General features: G+C 69.4%; 20 protein-coding genes. 12 read left to right on the top strand and 8 right to left on the bottom strand.

The annotated features are described in order from the left end of the window. The first annotated feature begins 222 nt into the window (after positions 1-222). On the top strand, positions 223-1,455 hold the full coding sequence (locus IH68_RS0130635) for an RNA-guided endonuclease InsQ/TnpB family protein (RefSeq protein WP_030941448.1): 1,233 nt from the start codon (positions 223-225) through the stop codon (positions 1,453-1,455). Positions 1,456-1,490: 35 nt separating this feature from the next. On the opposite strand, the gene IH68_RS0130630 is transcribed toward IH68_RS0130635, so the two are convergent. Continuing rightward, positions 1,491-1,970 carry an ATP-binding protein gene (locus IH68_RS0130630; RefSeq protein ID WP_037885535.1) on the bottom strand — a complete coding sequence of 160 codons (480 nt, stop codon included), beginning with the start codon at positions 1,968-1,970 and terminating at the stop codon, positions 1,491-1,493. A gap of 154 nt (positions 1,971-2,124) precedes the next feature. Here IH68_RS0130630 and IH68_RS0130625 point away from each other — a divergent pair, with 154 nt between their 5' ends. Both IH68_RS0130625 and IH68_RS0130620 read left to right on the top strand, forming a co-directional pair. Beyond that, entirely contained in the window at positions 2,125-3,000 is an 876-nt protein-coding gene (locus IH68_RS0130625; RefSeq protein WP_030941444.1) for a helix-turn-helix domain-containing protein, read from the top strand. Beyond that, on the top strand, positions 2,997-3,275 hold the full coding sequence (locus tag IH68_RS0130620) for a DUF397 domain-containing protein (RefSeq protein ID WP_030941442.1): 279 nt from the start codon (positions 2,997-2,999) through the stop codon (positions 3,273-3,275). The genes IH68_RS0130625 and IH68_RS0130620 overlap by 4 nt, the downstream gene beginning before the upstream one ends. Before the next feature lie 28 nt (positions 3,276-3,303). Here IH68_RS0130620 and IH68_RS0130615 read toward each other — a convergent pair whose 3' ends face one another. Continuing rightward, positions 3,304-4,557 carry an MDR family MFS transporter gene (locus IH68_RS0130615; protein WP_030941435.1) on the bottom strand — a complete coding sequence of 418 codons (1,254 nt, stop codon included), beginning with the start codon at positions 4,555-4,557 and terminating at the stop codon, positions 3,304-3,306. 151 nt (positions 4,558-4,708) lie between these two features. Between IH68_RS0130615 and IH68_RS0130610 the strand changes: the two genes are divergently transcribed. After that, on the top strand, positions 4,709-5,470 hold the full coding sequence (locus tag IH68_RS0130610; RefSeq protein ID WP_030941433.1) for a phosphoglyceromutase: 762 nt from the start codon (positions 4,709-4,711) through the stop codon (positions 5,468-5,470). A gap of 426 nt (positions 5,471-5,896) precedes the next feature. Here IH68_RS0130610 and IH68_RS0130600 read toward each other — a convergent pair whose 3' ends face one another. Both IH68_RS0130600 and IH68_RS0130595 read right to left on the bottom strand, forming a co-directional pair. Next, the gene (locus IH68_RS0130600) at positions 5,897-6,115 is read right to left on the bottom strand and encodes a hypothetical protein (RefSeq protein ID WP_030941429.1); all 219 of its coding nucleotides are present in this window, start codon (positions 6,113-6,115) and stop codon (positions 5,897-5,899) included. 44 nt (positions 6,116-6,159) lie between these two features. After that, the gene (locus tag IH68_RS0130595) at positions 6,160-6,393 is read right to left on the bottom strand and encodes a hypothetical protein (RefSeq protein WP_030941427.1); all 234 of its coding nucleotides are present in this window, start codon (positions 6,391-6,393) and stop codon (positions 6,160-6,162) included. Positions 6,394-6,570: 177 nt separating this feature from the next. Between IH68_RS0130595 and IH68_RS0130590 the strand changes: the two genes are divergently transcribed. After that, on the top strand, positions 6,571-7,701 hold the full coding sequence (locus IH68_RS0130590) for an FAD-dependent oxidoreductase (protein ID WP_030941425.1): 1,131 nt from the start codon (positions 6,571-6,573) through the stop codon (positions 7,699-7,701). A 95-nt stretch (positions 7,702-7,796) separates the two neighbouring features. Here IH68_RS0130590 and IH68_RS0130585 read toward each other — a convergent pair whose 3' ends face one another. The 3 genes from IH68_RS0130585 to phoU all read right to left on the bottom strand — a co-directional run bounded on the left by IH68_RS0130585 (position 7,797) and on the right by phoU (position 9,193). Continuing rightward, a complete protein-coding gene (locus IH68_RS0130585) occupies positions 7,797-8,045 on the bottom strand; it encodes an SCO4226 family nickel-binding protein (RefSeq protein WP_030941423.1) in 249 nt (82 codons plus the stop codon). A 162-nt stretch (positions 8,046-8,207) separates the two neighbouring features. Continuing rightward, complete coding sequence (locus IH68_RS57310; RefSeq protein WP_185124092.1) at positions 8,208-8,360, bottom strand: hypothetical protein; 153 nt, start codon at positions 8,358-8,360, stop codon at positions 8,208-8,210. A 131-nt stretch (positions 8,361-8,491) separates the two neighbouring features. Continuing rightward, positions 8,492-9,193: a phosphate signaling complex protein PhoU gene (gene phoU, locus IH68_RS0130575; protein WP_030941420.1), complete on the bottom strand. Its 702-nt coding sequence runs from the start codon at positions 9,191-9,193 to the stop codon at positions 8,492-8,494. A 247-nt stretch (positions 9,194-9,440) separates the two neighbouring features. On the opposite strand from phoU, the gene IH68_RS0130570 reads away from it, so the two are divergent. Further along, entirely contained in the window at positions 9,441-10,709 is a 1,269-nt protein-coding gene (locus IH68_RS0130570; protein ID WP_030941418.1) for a sensor histidine kinase, read from the top strand. Next, positions 10,706-11,386, top strand: coding sequence for a response regulator transcription factor (locus IH68_RS0130565; protein ID WP_015659563.1), 681 nt, complete (start codon positions 10,706-10,708; stop codon positions 11,384-11,386). The genes IH68_RS0130570 and IH68_RS0130565 overlap by 4 nt, the downstream gene beginning before the upstream one ends. A 71-nt stretch (positions 11,387-11,457) precedes the next feature. Here the strand turns inward: IH68_RS0130565 and IH68_RS0130560 are convergent, their stop codons facing one another. Then, positions 11,458-12,123, bottom strand: coding sequence for a hypothetical protein (locus IH68_RS0130560; RefSeq protein WP_030941416.1), 666 nt, complete (start codon positions 12,121-12,123; stop codon positions 11,458-11,460). Between the two features lie 614 nt (positions 12,124-12,737). Between IH68_RS0130560 and IH68_RS0130555 the strand changes: the two genes are divergently transcribed. From IH68_RS0130555 to rlmB, 5 genes are all read left to right on the top strand, one after another. Continuing rightward, on the top strand, positions 12,738-13,220 hold the full coding sequence (locus IH68_RS0130555) for a CarD family transcriptional regulator (protein WP_003953493.1): 483 nt from the start codon (positions 12,738-12,740) through the stop codon (positions 13,218-13,220). A gap of 277 nt (positions 13,221-13,497) precedes the next feature. Next, positions 13,498-14,250, top strand: coding sequence for a 2-C-methyl-D-erythritol 4-phosphate cytidylyltransferase (ispD, locus tag IH68_RS0130550; protein WP_030941414.1), 753 nt, complete (start codon positions 13,498-13,500; stop codon positions 14,248-14,250). Next, positions 14,240-14,746 carry a 2-C-methyl-D-erythritol 2,4-cyclodiphosphate synthase gene (gene ispF / locus IH68_RS0130545; protein WP_030941412.1) on the top strand — a complete coding sequence of 169 codons (507 nt, stop codon included), beginning with the start codon at positions 14,240-14,242 and terminating at the stop codon, positions 14,744-14,746. Before ispD ends, ispF begins: the two co-directional genes overlap by 11 nt. Positions 14,747-14,816: 70 nt before the next feature. Next, positions 14,817-16,214 (top strand): cysteine--tRNA ligase, encoded by a 1,398-nt coding sequence (gene cysS, locus IH68_RS0130540; RefSeq protein ID WP_030941411.1) that lies wholly within the window; start codon positions 14,817-14,819, stop codon positions 16,212-16,214. A gap of 108 nt (positions 16,215-16,322) precedes the next feature. After that, positions 16,323-17,264 (top strand): 23S rRNA (guanosine(2251)-2'-O)-methyltransferase RlmB, encoded by a 942-nt coding sequence (gene rlmB / locus IH68_RS0130535; RefSeq protein WP_030941409.1) that lies wholly within the window; start codon positions 16,323-16,325, stop codon positions 17,262-17,264. Positions 17,265-17,268 lie beyond the last annotated feature (4 nt).

Genomic DNA, 17,268 nt, shown 5'->3' with positions numbered 1-17,268 from the left:
GCCCGGGCGTTCGCACCGGGGAGGAATTGCATCGTGTGGCGGTGACGCGGAGCGCCGCTCGCGAGGCCGGCGGAGCCGGGTGAAGGCGAACGCGTGTACTGGTGGTCACTGTCGGGGGTGATCGTGGCGGGAGGTGGGTGCGGGTGTGCGGGCCTCGTACGTATGGTCGCTCTGCAGTAGAGCACGGAGTACCGGAAAACTGGCGCGGGCGGGGGCGAGGGCATGACGGCCAGGGCGGCAACGCGCGGTGAGAGGGCGGAGTATGCCCGCTTCACGTACCGGCTGCGGGTGTCGGCCAGTGCCCAGGCGGTGTTGGGCGCGGAGTGGGGCCGGTGCCGGTGGATCTGGAACGAGTGTGTGGCCAAGTCGAAGGCCCTCCACCAACACAATGCAGCCCATCCGCAGGACAGGCAGACGTGTGGCCCGGCCCAGCTGGACAAGATGCTCACCCAGGCCCGCGCGACCGAGCCCTGGCTGCGGGAGGGTTCCTCGGTGCCGCAGCAGCAGATCATCCGCGACTTCGGCAAGTCCCGCACCAAGGCACTGAAAGACGTCATGGAGCGGCTGCCGGTGCGGCAGCGGGCCGGGATGCCCGGCTTCAAGAAGAGGCACGAGACGCGCCCGACGCTGAACTACACCCGGCGCGGCTTCCAGCTGAAAGACGACGGACGGCTGCACCTGGCGGGCGGCCTGACACTCACCGTGGTCTGGTCGCGTCCGCTGCCCGCCGCCCCGTCCAGTGTCCGCGTCTACCAAGACAGCCTCGGCCACTGGTACGCGAGCTTCGTTGTCCCCGCCGTGGCCGGGCCGCTGCCGGAGACCGGTGCGGTGATCGGTGTGGACTGGGGCGTGAAAGAAATCGCCACCACCACGTCTGACGCCCACGATCTGCCGCACCCCGAGCACGGCAAGAAGGCCCGGGCGAAGCTGTCCCGCTATGACCGGATGATGGCCCGCCGCAAACCGAAGAAGGGACAGGCCGCCTCCAAGGGCTACCAGGTGGCGAAGCACCTGCGGGCCAAGGCGCACAAGAAGGTCGCCCGCCGGCGTCAGGACACCGGCCGCAAGTGGGCCAAGAAGGTCGTGGCCGACCACGACGCCTTGGCAGTGGAGGACTTCAAGCCTCAGTTCCTGGCCAAGTCCACCATGGCGAAGAAGGCCGCGGACGCCGCCATCGGCGCCACGAAGCAGGCCCTGCTCCACATGGCCCGCAAGCACGGCAGGATCGTGCAGCTGGTCCATCCCGCGTACACCACGATGGACTGCGGACAGTGCGGTGCGAGAACCAAGCACCGACTCCCGCTGGGTGAACGCACCTACACCTGCACCGCCTGCGGACTTGTCTCGCCCAGAGACAAGAACTCCGCACGTGTCATGCTCGTCAGGGCGGGTTTGAGCCCTGCTGGTGCCGAGGGCATAAGACCGGACGGAACGCAGTTCCGCCCGGCGGCCTGAGCCAGGAATCCCCTCCCTTCAGGGAAGGGGAGCATTCAACGTGGAGTTCCTTGGAAAAGAGCGCCCGTCGCACCGCAGCACGGGCGGTCGGGTTCCGGTGCCGGTACTGGTTCCGGGAGGGCGACTTCGGCCCAGACGGTCTTACGCGGGTACGGTCCCGGTGCGGCGCCCCAGCGGTCCGCCAGCGCGTCGACGAGGACGAGCCCCCGGCCGGACTCGCAGTCGGCGGAGGGGAGTTGGGCACAGGGCGGCCGGTCACCGCGCGTGTCGGTGACCTCGATACGGAGGGTGCCGCCGACGACGTAGAGCGTGAGGCGGAAGTCGCGTCCCGGTACGCGGCCGTGGGTCGCCGCGTTCGCCGCCAGCTCGGCCACGATGTGCGCCGCCGGGTCCAACGGCAGCCCCCAGGAGCGGAGTTGCTCGGTGGCGAGGAGACGGGCGAGGCGGGCTCCGCGGGGCGTCGGTGACAGCAGGACGCTGAAGTTGCGGACGGAGGCGGCGGTTTCTTGATTCACATCACTCAGCGTGGCCACATCTGTTTACCGTGAACAGTGACGACGCGGTTGCGTAGAGCGACTGTCCAACGCTTGTCCAGGTGTGTCCAAGCTGTCGGGACGGCGCGTGCGGGTAGGGGCGTCGCGGCACGGTCGTACGACGGAGGGGTGCGGGATGTCGGTGGACGGCGAGTCGGTACGGCTCAGGACCGAGGCGGACGAACCGGGTTGGGAGGTGGACCCGGACGACGAGTGGGGCGTGGCCGTCATCGCCACCGTGGGGCGGCAGTTGAGGCTGCGGCGGGAGGCGGTGGGGATGCGCGTGCCCGACTTCGGGACGGCCATCGGATACGGCGATGACCTTGTCTACAAGATCGAGGCGGGGAAGCGGATTCCACGCCAGGAGTATTTGGACAAGGCCGACGAGGTGCTGGGGGCGGGCGGGCTCATTTCCGCCACGTGGGAGGACGTGAAGAAGGTCCGGTACCCGAAGAAGGTGCGGGACTTGGCGCAGTTGGAGGCCAGGGCGGTCGAGATGCAGCTCTACGATCCCTTGGGCATCCACGGCCTGTTGCAGACCCCGGAGTATGCGCGGGCGCTGCTCCTGATGCGGCGGCCCGCTTACACCCAGGACGTGGTGGAGCGGGGTGTGGCTGCTCGCGTGGCCCGAAAGGCCGTCTTCGAGCGGGAGCCCTCGCCTGAGCTCAGCTTCATCCATGAAGAGTGGACACTTCGGCGTCCGCTCGGAGGGAAGATGGTGATGCGTCGGCAGCTCGAACATCTGCTTGAGGTGGGGCAGTTGCGGAACGTCGAGATCCAGGTGATGCCGATGGACCTCGAAGAGCATGCCGGAGTAGCAGGCGGGATCGAGGTGCTGAAGTTCGACGACGGCGCGGCCGTCGGGCGTTCGCCTGCCCTGGCCAATGGCCGCCCGGTCTCCGAACCCAAGCAGCTCCGTATCCTTGAACTGCGGTATGGCATCATCCGGGCTCAGGCGCTCGCACCACGTGAGTCGACGGCCTTTATCGAGCAACTGCTGGGGGAAACATGATCCGCAACGCCTCGGCTGGGAACGCCTCCGAGCTGGCGTGGTTCAAGAGCAGCTACAGCAGCAGCAGTGAAGCCGACTCCTGCGTCGAAGTCGCGCTGGACTGGTCCAAGAGCAGCTACAGCAGCAGCAGCGAAGGCGACTCCTGCGTCGAGATCGCGGTAGCGCCCCGCACCATCCACGTCCGCGACTCCAAGCACACCACAGGCGCAGGCCCCCAGCTCGCCCTGGCCCCCCAGGCCTGGGCCGACTTCGTGACGTACGCCTCCGAAGTCTGACCCGGCCCGGGCGGCAGGCACCGTACCTTCACCCCGCCGCGACTTCCGCCCCGGCGGCAGCCGGAACCGTAGCCGCCGGCTCCGCCGCCGGAATGCGCCGCATCAGGGCGCCGTACCCAACAGCCGCCGCCGAGCCGACGACCGCGCACATCCCCCACAACCACTCGGCCCCGAACCGGTCGATCACCACCCCGGACATCAGCGGAGCGACAAGCGCCGCAAGAGACCAGGACAACGTGTACACACCCTGGTAGCGCCCGCGCCCGTGCACAGGCGACAGCCGAACGACCAACCCGGTCTGCGTCGGCGCGTTGACCATCTCGCCCAGAGTCCACACGCACACAGTCAGCGCGAAGAGGCCGACCGACCCGGCGAAGGCGGTGAGCCCGAAGCCGTACCCGGCCAGCAGGGACGAGACGACGAGCAGCCGCCGGGGATCCCGGCGCTCGATGAACCGGGTGACGGGGATCTGCAGCGCGACGATCAGCACGCCGTTGACGGCGATGGCCATGCCGTAGTCGGCGGGAGTGAACCCGGCTTCGCCCATCGCGACGGGCAACCCGACGGCCCCCTGCTGAAAGACGAGCGCGACCAGGAACGACAGCCCGACGACCCCCATGTACCGCTTGTCGCGGACGACGGCACCGAGGCCGACGTCCTCCTTCGCCCCCGTGGAGACGCCGGCGACCGGCCGTGACTCGGGCAGCTTCAGAAAGACGACGACGGCACAGAGGCCCGTCATCCCGGCCTCGATCAGGAACCCGGCGAGATAGCTGAACTCGGCGATGAAGCCCGCGGCCATGGATGAGACGGCGAAGCCGAGGTTGATGGCCCAGTAGTTGAGGGAGAAGGCCCGCACCCGGTCCTCGGGCCGCACGATGTCGGCCATCATCGCCTGGACGGCGGGCCGGGAGGCGTTGGACGCCATGCCGACCAGGAACGCGACGGCGGCGATGGCGACGGGATCGTGCACGAACCCGAGAAGGGCGACGGAGACGGCGGTCGAGGACTGGGCGATCAGCAGGGTGGGCCGCCGCCCGAGCCGGTCGGTCATGACTCCGCCGCCGAGCGAGGAGACGACCCCGCCGAGCCCGTGCAGGGACGCGACGAGACCGGCGTAGGAGGCGGAGTACCCGCGGTCGATCGTCAGGTACAGAGCCATGAAGGTGGCGACGAACGCCCCGAGCCGGTTGACGAGGGTGCTGGTCCACAGCCACCAGAACTCGCGGGGCAGTCCGGAGACGGTCTCCCGGGCGGCACGTCTCAGACTGGCGACTGACATCGAGATCCCCCATGCATGTAAGTGGCGCAGACAGCAGGCACAACTTACGCACGAGCGGAGGGGTGCGGCCACTCAATTAACAGATGCCGTCAACTGTCCGTCTGCTGGGCGGGCCTCCTGTGGCCCGAATGCGTGGATTACGCTCTGGGACATGGCCGACGCACCGTACAAGCTGATCCTCCTCCGCCACGGCGAGAGCGAGTGGAACGCGAAGAACCTGTTCACCGGCTGGGTGGACGTGAACCTCAACGAGAAGGGCGAGAAGGAGGCAGTCCGCGGTGGCGAGCTCCTGAAGGACGCCGACCTTCTCCCCGACGTGGTCCACACGTCCCTCCAGAAGCGCGCGATCCGCACGGCGCAGCTCGCGCTGGAGTCCGCGGACCGCCACTGGATCCCGGTCCACCGCAGCTGGCGCCTGAACGAGCGCCACTACGGCGCCCTCCAGGGCAAGGACAAGGCGCAGACCCTCGCGGAGTTCGGCGAGGAGCAGTTCATGCTGTGGCGCCGCTCGTACGACACCCCGCCGCCCCCGCTTGAGGACGGCACGGAGTTCTCGCAGTCGGACGACCCGCGCTACGCGTCGATCCCGCCGGAGCTGCGCCCCCGTACGGAGTGCCTGAAGGACGTTGTCGTTCGCATGCTCCCGTACTGGTACGACGGCATCGTCCCGGACCTCCTGGCCGGCCGCACGGTCCTCGTCGCCGCCCACGGCAACAGCCTCCGCGCCCTGGTCAAGCACCTGGACGGCATCTCGGACGCGGACATCGCGGGCCTGAACATCCCGACCGGCATCCCGCTCTCCTACGAGCTCGACGCCGACTTCAAGCCGGTCACCCCTGGCGGCAAGTACCTCGACCCGGAGGCGGCCGCGGCGGCCATCGAGGCGGTCAAGAACCAGGGCAAGAAGAAGTAAGCAGTACTGATCAAGCCCCCTGCCTGCGGACTCTGCGCCGGCAGGGGGCTTGTTCAACCCGATCCAGTACGCGAGGCCGGCCACCGCGAGGCTGACGAGCGCAGCGGCTGTATGCGGATAATCCCGCCCTGCAGACGCATCCCGATCCTCGTTCGAAGGCCAGTCACCTGGTTGCCCATGAGCGGCAGAAGCAGATGGATCAAGGCGGTGGCCTGGGCTGTTGTCTCGTGGGCCCTGACGACAGTCGTGATCCGCTTGGTCGGCTTGGTCATCGACGAGTTCAAGAGCTGGCTGTCGTGCGCCGCTATGGCGGCTGCTTCCATTGCGACCGGGGAGCTGTCGGACCGCTGGCACCGGCGTCGGCGAAGGGCTAGGTCGCGCAGGTCTTCCGGCACCGTGACGACCCGCAGGTGATCGCAGCTTCCGTCACGTCTCCGGGCCCCAGTGCTCCGGCCCCACCCCCCGCCAGTCGATCCACGGCGACTCCGCCACGTCCGCCGGATCGATCTCCAGTCCGGCCCGGCGGAGGAACTCCGCGACGTCGGCCACGTTGTGCGCCAGGCCGAGGATCTCGCCGTCCACGCGTACGCGTCGGCCGCCCGTGGGTGACGGCGGATGGACGATCACGCGAATCGGTCCGGACATGTCTTCAGGATCATCCGGTATGTGCGGGCCTGCATTCCAGCCCGTCATCGAGGGAGCCGTTCACTGGCGTTCCCGTGTGATCGGCCCAGGTCACGGAGGTCCCGCCAGGCTGCGGGGCTCGGGCGCCGGTGCTGCCAGTAGGGGTGGAAGTACAGCTGGGCCGACAGCCGGTGCAGACGCCGGCGCAGCTCGGTGCGGCCGGGTTGCTCGGCGAGCCGGCGGTAGGTGGCGCTCCAGTCCTGCTGCGCCTGGGCGAGGTCGTCGGGGAACGGTCGCATGACCGAATTCAAGCATGTGTTCGATTTTCTGGGCCACTCCGATCGCTGTCGGGTGGATGTAGGCGACCCGTCGGCGGCTGTCGGGCAGATGTAGGTGGCGCGTCGGCGGGGGCTGACACCTTCCAGGGACGGGGCCGGCCGGAGCTCGCCGGGCGGCCCGATCCCTGAGGAGCCACCATGCACACACCTGTCACGATCATCGGCGCCGGACTCGGCGGTCTCACGCTGGCCCGCGTTCTGCACGTCCACGGCATCCCGGCCACCGTCTACGAGGCGGAGGCCTCCCCGTCGGCGCGCGCACAGGGCGGGATGCTCGACATCCACGACTACAACGGGCAGCTCGCCCTCCAGGCCGCCGGTCTGATGGACGAGTTCCGCGCCATCGTCCTGGAGGGCCGCGAGGCGCTGCGGGTCCTCGACCCGGACGGGACCGTCCTGCTCGACAAGGACGACGACGGCAACGGCGGACGCCCCGAGGCGATGCGCGGCGAGCTGCGGCAGATGCTGATCGATTCGCTCCCGCCCGGCACCGTCCGGTGGGGGCACAAGGTCAGCAGCACACGAGCCCTCGGCGACAGCCGACATGAGGTCACCTTCGCCGACGGCACCACCGTGGTCACGAGCCTGCTGGTCGGCGCGGACGGCGCATGGTCACGGGTCCGGCCCTTGCTCTCCGACGCCACACCCGCGTACACCGGCACGTCGTTCGTCGAGACCTACCTGTACGAGGCGGACACCCGGCATCCCGCCGCCGCGAAGACGGTCGGCGGCGGGATGATGATCGCGCCCTCGCCGGGCAAGGACATCTTCGCTCACCGGGAGAGCGGCGACACCCTGCACATGTACGTGGGGCTGTCCAAGCCGCTGGACTGGTTCGCCGCCATCGACTTCACCGATGCCGCCGCGGCGACCGCGCGGATCGCGGCGGAGTTCGAGGGCTGGGCGCCGGAACTCACCGGGCTGATCACCGAAAGCGACACCGCGCCGGTTCCACGTTCCATCCATGCCCTGCCGACCGGGCACCGCTGGGACCGGATGCCGGGCGTGACCCTGCTCGGCGACGCCGCCCACCTCCAGGCCCCCAACGGCGAAGGCGCCAACCTCGCCATGCTCGACGGCGCCGAACTCGCCAAGGCCATAGCCTCGCACCCCGACGACACCGAGGCCGCAGTCGCCGAGTACGAGCAGGCCATGTTCCCCCGCAGCGCCGAGGCCGCCACTTTCGAGGGCGGGGAGATGCCCGGGATCGACTCCGAGGCCGACACCGCCCGCGGTCTGATCGACATGTTCACCCAGAAGGGCGACTGAATCGCGCCCACTTCCGGGTGCGCCCCCTACTGCCCCCTGCCCCCTGCCCGCGTACTTCCGCAGGCAGGGGGCCGTTCGCAGCTGATGTGCCGGGGTCAGACCGACAGCGGCACCGCATGCACCTCGTCCGCCTTGTGACCCGTCCGCTCGTGGATGCGCTGGACCGCCTCCGCCGAGGGGGCCTCCGAGAGGCAGTAGACCGTGCCGGACTCGGGGTCCGCCCAGGCCCTTTCGAAGTGGACGCCCTCGTCCTTCTCTATGGCGAGGTCGGCCTGGTGGGCCTGCAGCAGCTGGTCGGCCGTGATGCCCTTCATCCCGTGGTGTACGTCCATGAACTGCGCCATGGCATCGCACCTCCTTCCGATCTTCCCGACGCCGACTTCTTCGCTTCCCTTGCTTCCATGCTGCGCTCGTACGCAGTCCGGGGCGACCTATGGCGAAGGGCCCCGGCGCTGTCACCGGGGCCCTTCACTGTCGTACGAGTCGTACGGAATCAACCGGAGCGGTCAGCCGCACTGACAGGGATTACCCGACTGGCACCCGCAGCCGCAGCCCGAGCCGCAGCCGCACGCGCCGAAGAGCGGGAGGCTCTTGATCTCGGCGGGCTGGTCCGTCTCGCGCTCCTGCGTCGGGTCGGGCGTGGTCGGCGCTTCGGCCATGGGTCCTCCTGGAGGCCTAGAGGCTGGTGCCTGTGCCCATTGCATGCCCGCCGTGCTGGGCGCATCAACGGCGCACTGTGGCGTCCACACGCCCTGCCGTCGGGGTTCACGCCCCCCGGGATCCCCTGGCCTTACGCCCCGTCGCCCCCGGCCACCGGCTGGATCTCCGGCTGGATGTCGGCCTGCAGCTCGTCCGCGTGCTCACCCGTCACCAGGAACACCACGCGCTTGGCGACGGCCACCGCGTGGTCGGCGTACCGCTCGTAGTAGCGGCCGAGCAGGGTGACGTCCACCGCCGTCTCGATGCCGTGCTGCCAGCGGTCGTCCAGCAGGTGCTGGAAGAGGGTGCGGTGCAGCAGGTCCATCTCGTCGTCGTCGGACTCCATCTGCATCGCCAGGTCGACGTCCTTGGTGATGATCACCTCGGCCGCCTTCGCCATCAGGCGCTGCGCGAGCTGGCCCATCTCCAGGATGGTCGCGTGCAGGTCGTGCGGGATCGCGCGCTCCGGGAAGCGGAGGCGGGCGAGCTTCGCGACATGCTGCGCCAGGTCGCCCGAACGCTCCAGGTCGGCCGACATACGGAGCGAGGTGACGACGATACGGAGATCCGTGGCCACCGGCTGCTGGCGGGCCAGCAGGGCTATGGCCCGGGCCTCCAGGTCGTGCTGGAGACCGTCGACCTTCTGGTCGCCCTCGATGACGCTCTCGGCGAGCTTGAGGTCGGAGTCGAGGATGGCGGTCGTGGCGCGCCCGATCGCCGACCCGACCAGCCGGGCCATCTCCACCAGACCGTCGCCGATCGAATCCAGTTCCTCGTGGTACGCGTCCCGCATCAGGGATCCCTCTCTTACGTGTCCTTCGGGGCTGCCGGGGCAGGGGCCCGTACGTCTGGACGGCCGAAACCGGTCGTCCAGAAACGGCGCTTCGCACCCCACGCTCCCACGTTCCGGCCCGTACGCGTCCGTTTCCGTCACCCCAAATGAACCATCACTGGCTCCAAGGTGAACTCTGGGCGACGAGTGTTCGAGCTCGCACGTCGACGGCTGTGGGGATGTCGTACCCCATGCCTAACCTGTTTGCATGGACGTGAACGCGGCGGTCGCCGCAGCGGCAGCGATCGCCGGGGTGCTCACCGGCGTGATCGCCATGCTGGCGTTCCGCTGGAGCGAGCGGGAGCAGAAGCGCCCCACCCGCACCTCCCTGCACACGGACCCGGTGCTTCCACCGGGTGTGGACACCGTCCTCTCCGTGCTCCGCTCCTCGGCCGTCGTTCTCGACGAGGCCGACGCGGTCGTCAAGGCCAGCTCCGCGGCATACGCCCTGGGCCTGGTCCGCGGCGGCAGGCTCTCAGTGGAACCGATGCTCCAGATGGCCCGGGACACCCGGCGGGACGGGGAGATACGACAGGTGGAGCTGGACCTGCCGCGGCGGGGCACAGGGCGGGGCGGCGAGGCGCTCGCCGTCTCCGCGCGTGTGGCCCCGCTCGGCTCCCGGCTGGTGCTCCTGCTGGTCGAGGACCTCACCGAGGCCCGCCGCATCGAGGCGGTACGACGCGACTTCGTCGCCAACGTGAGCCACGAGCTGAAGACGCCCGTCGGCGCTCTCTCCCTCCTCTCCGAGGCCGTCATGGACGCCTCGGACGACCCGGAGGCGGTGGAGCGTTTCGCCGGCCGTATGCAGATCGAGGCCACCCGGCTCACCAGCCTGGTGCAGGAACTCATCGACCTGTCCCGGGTGCAGAACGACGACCCCCTCGAGGACGCCGAACCCGTCCGCGTGGACGAACTGGTCGCCGAGGCCATCGACCGCTGCCGCCACCAGGCCGGCACCAAGCAGATCACCATGGCCGCCGGCGGCACCGCCGACCTGCACGTCTGGGGCAACAGGGGTCAGCTGGCCGCCGCCCTGGGCAACCTTGTCGAGAACGCCGTCAACTACTCGCCCGCCCGCACCCGCGTGGGCATAGCCGCCCGCCGGGTGACCGCACCCGGCGGCGACCACATCGAGGTCGCCGTGACCGATCAGGGCATCGGCATCTCCGACAAGGACAAGGAGCGCATCTTCGAGCGCTTCTACCGCGTCGACCCCGCCCGCTCCCGTGCCACCGGCGGCACGGGCCTGGGACTCGCGATCGTCAAGCACGTGGCCGCCTCGCACGGCGGGGAGGTCACGGTGTGGAGCTCCGAGGGTCAGGGCTCCACGTTCACCCTGAGGCTGCCGGAGGCGGGGGTTGCCCGCGACCGCGCGAACCAACACCCCGACCTGGACGATCTCGACGACGAGGCCGACCAAAGCACCCCCCAGTCATCCCCGTACGAACCGCTTCCCGCCCCGGAGGTCCTTCCGTGACCCGTGTGCTCGTCGTCGAGGACGAGGAGTCCTTCTCCGACGCCCTGTCGTACATGCTCCGCAAAGAGGGCTTCGAGGTCGCAGTGGCGACCACGGGCCCCGACGGACTCGACGAGTTCGAGCGCAACGGCGCCGACCTCGTCCTCCTCGACCTGATGCTGCCGGGCCTGCCCGGCACCGAAGTCTGCCGTCAGCTGCGCGGCCGCTCCAACGTCCCCGTCATCATGGTGACCGCCAAGGACAGCGAGATCGACAAGGTGGTCGGCCTGGAAATAGGAGCCGATGACTATGTCACCAAGCCGTTCTCCTCGCGCGAGCTGGTCGCCCGCATCCGGGCCGTCCTGCGCCGCCGCGGCGAGCCCGAGGAGGTCACCCCGGCCGCCCTGGAGGCCGGCCCGGTCCGCATGGACGTGGACCGCCATGTGGTCACGGTCTCCGGCTCCAAGGTCGACCTCCCCCTCAAGGAGTTCGACCTCCTGGAGATGCTCCTGCGCAACGCAGGCCGCGTACTGACCCGCATGCAGCTCATCGACCGGGTCTGGGGCGCCGACTACGTCGGCGACACCAAGACCCTGGACGTCCACGTCAAGCGCCTGCGCGCCAAGATCGAGCCGGACCCGGGCGCGCCCCGGTACCTGGTGACGGTCCGCGGCCTCGGTTACAAGTTCGAGCCGTAGGCCGACCACCGGGCCTTACGACGAAGGGCGGCACCTCCTGGAGAGGTCCCGCCCTTCGTCGTACGAGTGACTCAGTGCCCGGCGGCCGGCTGCGACGCCGACACGCTCGCGGAGGCCGCGTCGGTCGGGGTTGCCGAGGTGGACGGCTTCGACGCCGAGGTGGACGGGTTCGGGGACGCCGTCGTGCTCTTGCTCGGCGTGGGGCTGGGGACGCCCGTCGGGACCTCGCTCGGACCCCACTTCTTGAAGTAGCTCTCGGCCGGGACCACGAAGGCGCGCAGGCTCACCGCACCGGTCTCGCTGAAGGTGAAGGTGACCTTGCGGACGCTGGCGTCCTGGACGGCCTGGCGCCCGTTGGGCAGTACGGCGCTGGCGTTGCCCTTGCCGCCGAGCACCACGGATCCGTGCGCCGGGACGACGATCTTGCCGTTGCCCTTGGCCGGCTTGAGTTCGGCGGTCTGGTTGACGTTGGGGAGGGTGATCGAGTCCACGGTCTGCGCGGTGGCACCGTTGTTGAAGAGGGTGGCCGCGATCACCGCCGGACCGGCCGCCCGGACATCGGGCTGCGTGATGATGGTGACGTTCTGGACCTTGAGGTTCCCGACCTTGGCCGCCGCGTTGTCCGGCTTGACCTCCAACGTCTGGGCATCGCCGCCCGCGCCGCACGCGGCGAGCGAGGCGATCGAGAACGCGATGGCGGCGGCGGCGAGTGCGCCGCGTCGAAGGCTGCTGCTCACGGCGGCGGCAACTCCTTGACTCGAGCGTGGCGACTCATAAAGCCGCCCTAAGTGTCTGTCAGCGGCCTTAGGTTACCGAGCCGTTCCCGGGTCGCCGCACCCGACCCTCCCTCTGGCCCCGGCATGGCTCACCAGGGAGTAGTCCACAGGGGGTAGCCCAGGCCCGTCCGGCATTCACATAAGTCCCTCCGGCATACCCCGTCCGGCGGGGCGCAAAATTTCCGTGAAGGAATGCGCGACCGCCCCCGGAATTGATCACGACGCGGAACAAGCCACAGAACAACAGGCCACGTAGTCGGGTGCCTGTGATCAATTCCGGAATCGACGCGGAAGCTGCTCCTGGCACCGAACGGAGTAGCGGAAGTCGCACACTTGGAACCGGACATATGTGGATGTTCCTCCGCTTGGAGGGGCCTCCGGATGTGAGTAACGTACGCGTTTCACCTCCCCCGGACAGCCGCTCCGACCTGCGAATACCTTCTTCCGCTCGGGCCGCGCAGCACGTTCCTGTTGCTGTTGTCAAGCCCCGAGATATGCCCTGACCTGCGAAAACGCCATTCAGAACCCGCGGTTTCCGTGTTACTCTGGATAGCCACGGAAGGGGTACCTGTCACATGACGTTCAAGGTTGGCGACACCGTGGTCTATCCCCATCACGGGGCCGCGCTGATCGAGGCCATCGAAACTCGCCAGATCAAAGGCGTGGACAAGACCTACTTGGTGCTGAAGGTCGCCCAGGGTGACCTGACGGTACGTGTGCCAGCGGACAATGCGGAGTTCGTCGGCGTGCGTGATGTGGTCGGTCAGGACGGGCTGGACCGGGTCTTCGAGGTGCTGCGCGCGCCGTATGCCGAGGAGCCCACGAACTGGTCCCGTCGTTACAAGGCAAACCTGGAGAAGCTCGCCTCCGGCGATGTCATCAAGGTCGCGGAAGTAGTGCGTGACCTGTGGCGTCGTGAGCGTGAGCGCGGACTGTCCGCGGGTGAGAAGCGGATGCTCGCCAAGGCCCGCCAGATCCTGGTGAGCGAGCTCGCCCTCGCGGAGAACACGAACGAGGACAAGGCCGAGGCCCTGCTCGACGAGGTTCTCGCGTCCTGAACCTGACAGCAGGCGCAAGCCCGCTTCAGCACTCAGTACATTGAAATGCCGCGGTGCCCGATGACTATTTTCTGTCGCCGGGCGCTGCGGCATGTTCATACCCAGGTGCGCCTTGCATACGTCGTCACTGACGGGGAGGTTCCCCCGTGATACTTGGCGTGCCGGGCCCGGGCAGCTGGCTCGACCAGTGTCACGGAAGGGTCCGGTCAAGGCGTCGCGCCCGGCACTTCCCAGGCCATACCCACGCAAGGCCAGCACACAAACCTGACAGGAACCGATGTCTGACGATTCGCGCCCTTCGCTCGCCGGAACCCGCACGGCTGCGGTGATTCCGGCCGCCGGACGGGGCGTACGCCTCGGTCCGGGCGCCCCCAAGGCGCTCCGCGCGCTGGGCGGCACCCCCATGCTCATTCATGCGGTGCGTGCGATGGCCGCGTCCCGCGCGGTCTCCCTGGTCGTCGTCGTGGCCCCGCCCGACGGCGCGCCCGAGGTCAAGTCGCTTCTCGACGCCCATGCGCTGCCCGAGCGGACCGACTTCCTCGTCGTCCCGGGCGGCGACTCGCGCCAGGAGTCCGTGAAACTCGGCCTCGACGCCCTGCCGCCCGACTACGACATCGTGCTGGTGCACGACGCGGCACGGCCACTGGTTCCGGTGGACACGGTGGACGCCGTGATCGAGGCGGTACGGGAAGGTGCGCCGGCCGTCGTGCCCGCACTGCCCCTCGCCGACACCGTCAAGGAGGTCGAGCCGGCGGCGACACCCGGCGACCCGGAGCCGGTGGTGGCCACCCCGGAGCGCTCCCGCCTCCGCGCCGTGCAGACCCCCCAGGGCTTCGAACGGGCCACGCTCATCCACGCGCACGAGACCGTCACCGACGACGTCACCGACGACGCCGGCATGATCGAGCAGCTGGGCCTCCAGGTCGTGGTCGTACCCGGCCACGAGGAGGCCTTCAAGGTCACGCGCCCGCTGGACCTGGTCCTGGCAGAGGCGGTCCTGGCCCGCAGGAGGCTGAACGATGGCTTCTGACCCCTTCGACGGGCCGCTGCCCCAGGTCGGCATCGGCACCGACATCCACGCCTTCGAGGAGGGCCGCGAGCTGTGGTGCGCGGGCCTGAAGTGGGAGGGCGAGGGCCCCGGGCTGGCCGGCCACTCCGACGCGGACGTCGTCGCACACGCCGCCTGCAACGCGCTCTTCTCCGCCGCCGGCCTCGGCGACCTCGGACAGCACTTCGGTACGGGCCGCCCCGAATGGTCGGGCGCCTCCGGCGTCACCCTCCTCACGGAGGCCGCCCGCATCGTCCGCGAGGCGGGCTTCCGCATCGGCAACATCGCCGTACAGGTGGTGGGCCCCCGCCCGAAGATCGGCAAGCGCCGCGACGAGGCGCAGAAGCTGCTGTCGGAGGCGGCGGGAGCACCGGTGTCGGTGTCGGGCGCCACGACGGACGGTCTCGGGTTCCCGGGCCGGGAAGAGGGCCTGATGGCGGTGGCGACGGCGCTGGTGGTGCGGGCCGACCGGGGGTGAACGTCACGAATCCGTCCCCCTTGCGCGGAAGGGTCGCAAGGCACTCCCTTGCGACCACTACCCTGGAGTGGTGACCATTCGCCTGTACGACACCAACGCCCGGCAGATCCGTGACTTCGTCCCGCTCACAGCGGGCTGTGTCTCGATCTACCTCTGTGGTGCCACCGTGCAGGCGGCCCCGCACATCGGGCACATCCGCTCGGGCCTCAACTTCGACATCATGCGCCGCTGGTTCGAGTACCGCGGCTACGACGTGACGTTCATCAGGAACGTCACGGACATCGACGACAAGATCATCGCGAAGGCTGCCGAGCAGAACCGTCCGTGGTGGTCGATCGGTTACGAGAACGAGCGCGCGTTCAACGACGGTTACACCGCGCTGGGCTGCCTCCCGCCGACGTACGAACCGCGGGCGACCGGCCATGTCACCGAGATGGTCGAGATGATGCAGGGCCTCATCGAGCGCGGACACGCGTACGAGGCCGACGGCAACGTCTACTTCGACGTGCGCTCCTTCCCGGGCTACCTGGAGCTGTCCCGGCAGGAACTCGACAACCTCCAGCAGCCCTCGGGCGTGGGTGAGACCGGCAAGCGCGACCCGCGTGACTTCGCGATGTGGAAGACGGCCAAGCCGGGCGAGCCGACCTGGGCGACGCCGTGGGGCCGCGGTCGTCCCGGCTGGCACCTGGAGTGCTCGGCGATGGCGCACAAGTACCTGGGCAGCGCCTTCGACATCCACGGCGGTGGCCTCGACCTGATCTTCCCGCACCACGAGAACGAGATCGCCCAGGCCAAGGCCTTCGGTGACGAGTTCGCGCGGTACTGGGTGCACAACGCCTGGGTGACCATGGCGGGCGACAAGATGTCGAAGTCGCTGGGCAACAGCGTCCTCGTCTCCGAGATGGTCAAGACCTGGCGGCCGATCGTGCTGCGCTACTACCTCGGCACCCCGCACTACCGCTCGATGATCGAGTACAGCGAGGAGTCGCTGCGCGAGGCCGAGTCGGCGTTCGCGCGCATCGAGGGCTTCGTGCAGCGGGTGGTGGAGAAGGCCGGCCCCGTCGAGCCGTCCGCCGAGTTGCCGCCCGCCTTCGCCGAGGCGATGGACGACGACCTGGGCGTGCCCCAGGCTCTCGCGATCGTGCACACGACGGTCCGGCAGGGCAACTCCGCCCTGGCCGCCGACGACAAGGAAGCCGCCGTGGCCCGCCTCTCAGAGGTGCGCGCCATGCTCGGCGTCCTGGGACTCGACCCGCTCGACGAGCACTGGGCAGGCGAGACCGACCGCGGCGATGACCTGCACGGCGTGGTCGACAGCCTCGTGCGCCTGGTCCTCGACCAGCGCGAGGCGGCCCGCGGTCGCAAGGACTGGGCCACCGCGGACGCCATCCGCGACCAGCTCAACCAGTCGGGTCTGGCCATCGAGGACGGCCCGCAGGGTCCGCGCTGGAGCCTCGGCCCGCGCTGAGCCCTGCAGCTGATCTGAAGATCGATTGTGCCGCCCGGCCGTCCGGGCGGCACACTTCATAGACGTACGAACGCACGCTTCACCCTTTCGAGAGCAGACAGGTAGGTCATGGCAGCCAACAACCGCCGCATGTCCGGCAAGAAGGGCGCGCAGGTCGGCAGTGGCGGCCAGCGGCGCAAGGGCCTGGAAGGCAAGGGCCCGACCCCGCCCGCCGAGATGCGCAAGGGGCACAAGAAGAACCGCATCGCGACCGTCAAGGCCAAGCAGACGCAGCGCCGTCCTGTGCCGCGCGGCCGCGGCGGCAAGTCGTCGTCCGAACTGGTCGTGGGCCGCAACCCGGTGGTCGAGGCGCTGCGCGAGGGCGTACCGGCCTCGACTCTCTACGTCCAGCAGTTCATCGACAACGACGAGCGCGTCCGCGAGGCCCTCCAGCTCGCTGCCGAGCGCGGCGGGATCAACCTCATGGAGGCCCCCCGCCCCGAGCTCGACCGCATGACCAACGGCCTCAACCACCAGGGGCTCGTCCTCCAGGTCCCGCCGTACGAGTACGCCCACCCCGAGGACCTGGCGAGCGCCGCCTACGACGACGGTGAGGACCCGCTGATCGTCGCGCTCGACGGCGTGACCGACCCGCGCAACCTCGGCGCCGTCGTCCGCTCCGTCTCCGCCTTCGGCGGCCACGGGGTCGTCGTGCCCGAGCGGCGCGCGGCCGGCATGACCGCCGGCGCCTGGAAGACGTCGGCCGGTACGGCGGCCCGTACGCCCGTCGCCCGCGCCACCAACCTGACCCGCGCCCTGGAGGCGTACAAGAAGCAGGGCATCGTGGTTGTCGGTCTGGCCGCCGACGGGGAGCACGAGATCGGCGAACTGGAGGCCCTGCAGGGCCCCGTCGTGATCGTGGTCGGCAGCGAGGGCAAGGGCCTGTCCCGGCTCGTCGGCGAAACGTGCGACTTCCGGGTGCGGATTCCGATGCCGGGCGGCGCCGAATCGCTGAACGCCGGTGTGGCGGCCGGGATCGTGCTGTACGAGGCGGCTCGGCGGCGGGTCTGACGGG

The organism is Streptomyces sp. NRRL S-646 (assembly GCF_000720765.1).
Lineage (GTDB): Bacteria > Actinomycetota > Actinomycetes > Streptomycetales > Streptomycetaceae > Streptomyces.
This window is presented reverse-complemented; position numbering and strand designations above follow the sequence as displayed.

Coding starts and splice junctions, on each gene's coding strand:
- IH68_RS0130595 (WP_030941427.1), bottom strand. CDS start 6,393: ATGCGACCGTTCCCCGACGACCTCGCCCAGGCGCAGCAGGACTGGAGC.
- IH68_RS0130635 (WP_030941448.1), top strand. CDS start 223: ATGACGGCCAGGGCGGCAACGCGCGGTGAGAGGGCGGAGTATGCCCGC.
- IH68_RS0130585 (WP_030941423.1), bottom strand. CDS start 8,045: ATGGCGCAGTTCATGGACGTACACCACGGGATGAAGGGCATCACGGCC.
- IH68_RS0130555 (WP_003953493.1), top strand. CDS start 12,738: ATGACGTTCAAGGTTGGCGACACCGTGGTCTATCCCCATCACGGGGCC.
- ispF (WP_030941412.1), top strand. CDS start 14,240: ATGGCTTCTGACCCCTTCGACGGGCCGCTGCCCCAGGTCGGCATCGGC.
- IH68_RS0130570 (WP_030941418.1), top strand. CDS start 9,441: ATGGACGTGAACGCGGCGGTCGCCGCAGCGGCAGCGATCGCCGGGGTG.
- IH68_RS0130615 (WP_030941435.1), bottom strand. CDS start 4,557: ATGTCAGTCGCCAGTCTGAGACGTGCCGCCCGGGAGACCGTCTCCGGA.
- phoU (WP_030941420.1), bottom strand. CDS start 9,193: ATGCGGGACGCGTACCACGAGGAACTGGATTCGATCGGCGACGGTCTG.
- rlmB (WP_030941409.1), top strand. CDS start 16,323: ATGGCAGCCAACAACCGCCGCATGTCCGGCAAGAAGGGCGCGCAGGTC.
- IH68_RS0130590 (WP_030941425.1), top strand. CDS start 6,571: ATGCACACACCTGTCACGATCATCGGCGCCGGACTCGGCGGTCTCACG.
- IH68_RS57310 (WP_185124092.1), bottom strand. CDS start 8,360: ATGGCCGAAGCGCCGACCACGCCCGACCCGACGCAGGAGCGCGAGACG.
- IH68_RS0130620 (WP_030941442.1), top strand. CDS start 2,997: ATGATCCGCAACGCCTCGGCTGGGAACGCCTCCGAGCTGGCGTGGTTC.
- IH68_RS0130610 (WP_030941433.1), top strand. CDS start 4,709: ATGGCCGACGCACCGTACAAGCTGATCCTCCTCCGCCACGGCGAGAGC.
- IH68_RS0130625 (WP_030941444.1), top strand. CDS start 2,125: ATGTCGGTGGACGGCGAGTCGGTACGGCTCAGGACCGAGGCGGACGAA.
- ispD (WP_030941414.1), top strand. CDS start 13,498: ATGTCTGACGATTCGCGCCCTTCGCTCGCCGGAACCCGCACGGCTGCG.
- IH68_RS0130600 (WP_030941429.1), bottom strand. CDS start 6,115: ATGTCCGGACCGATTCGCGTGATCGTCCATCCGCCGTCACCCACGGGC.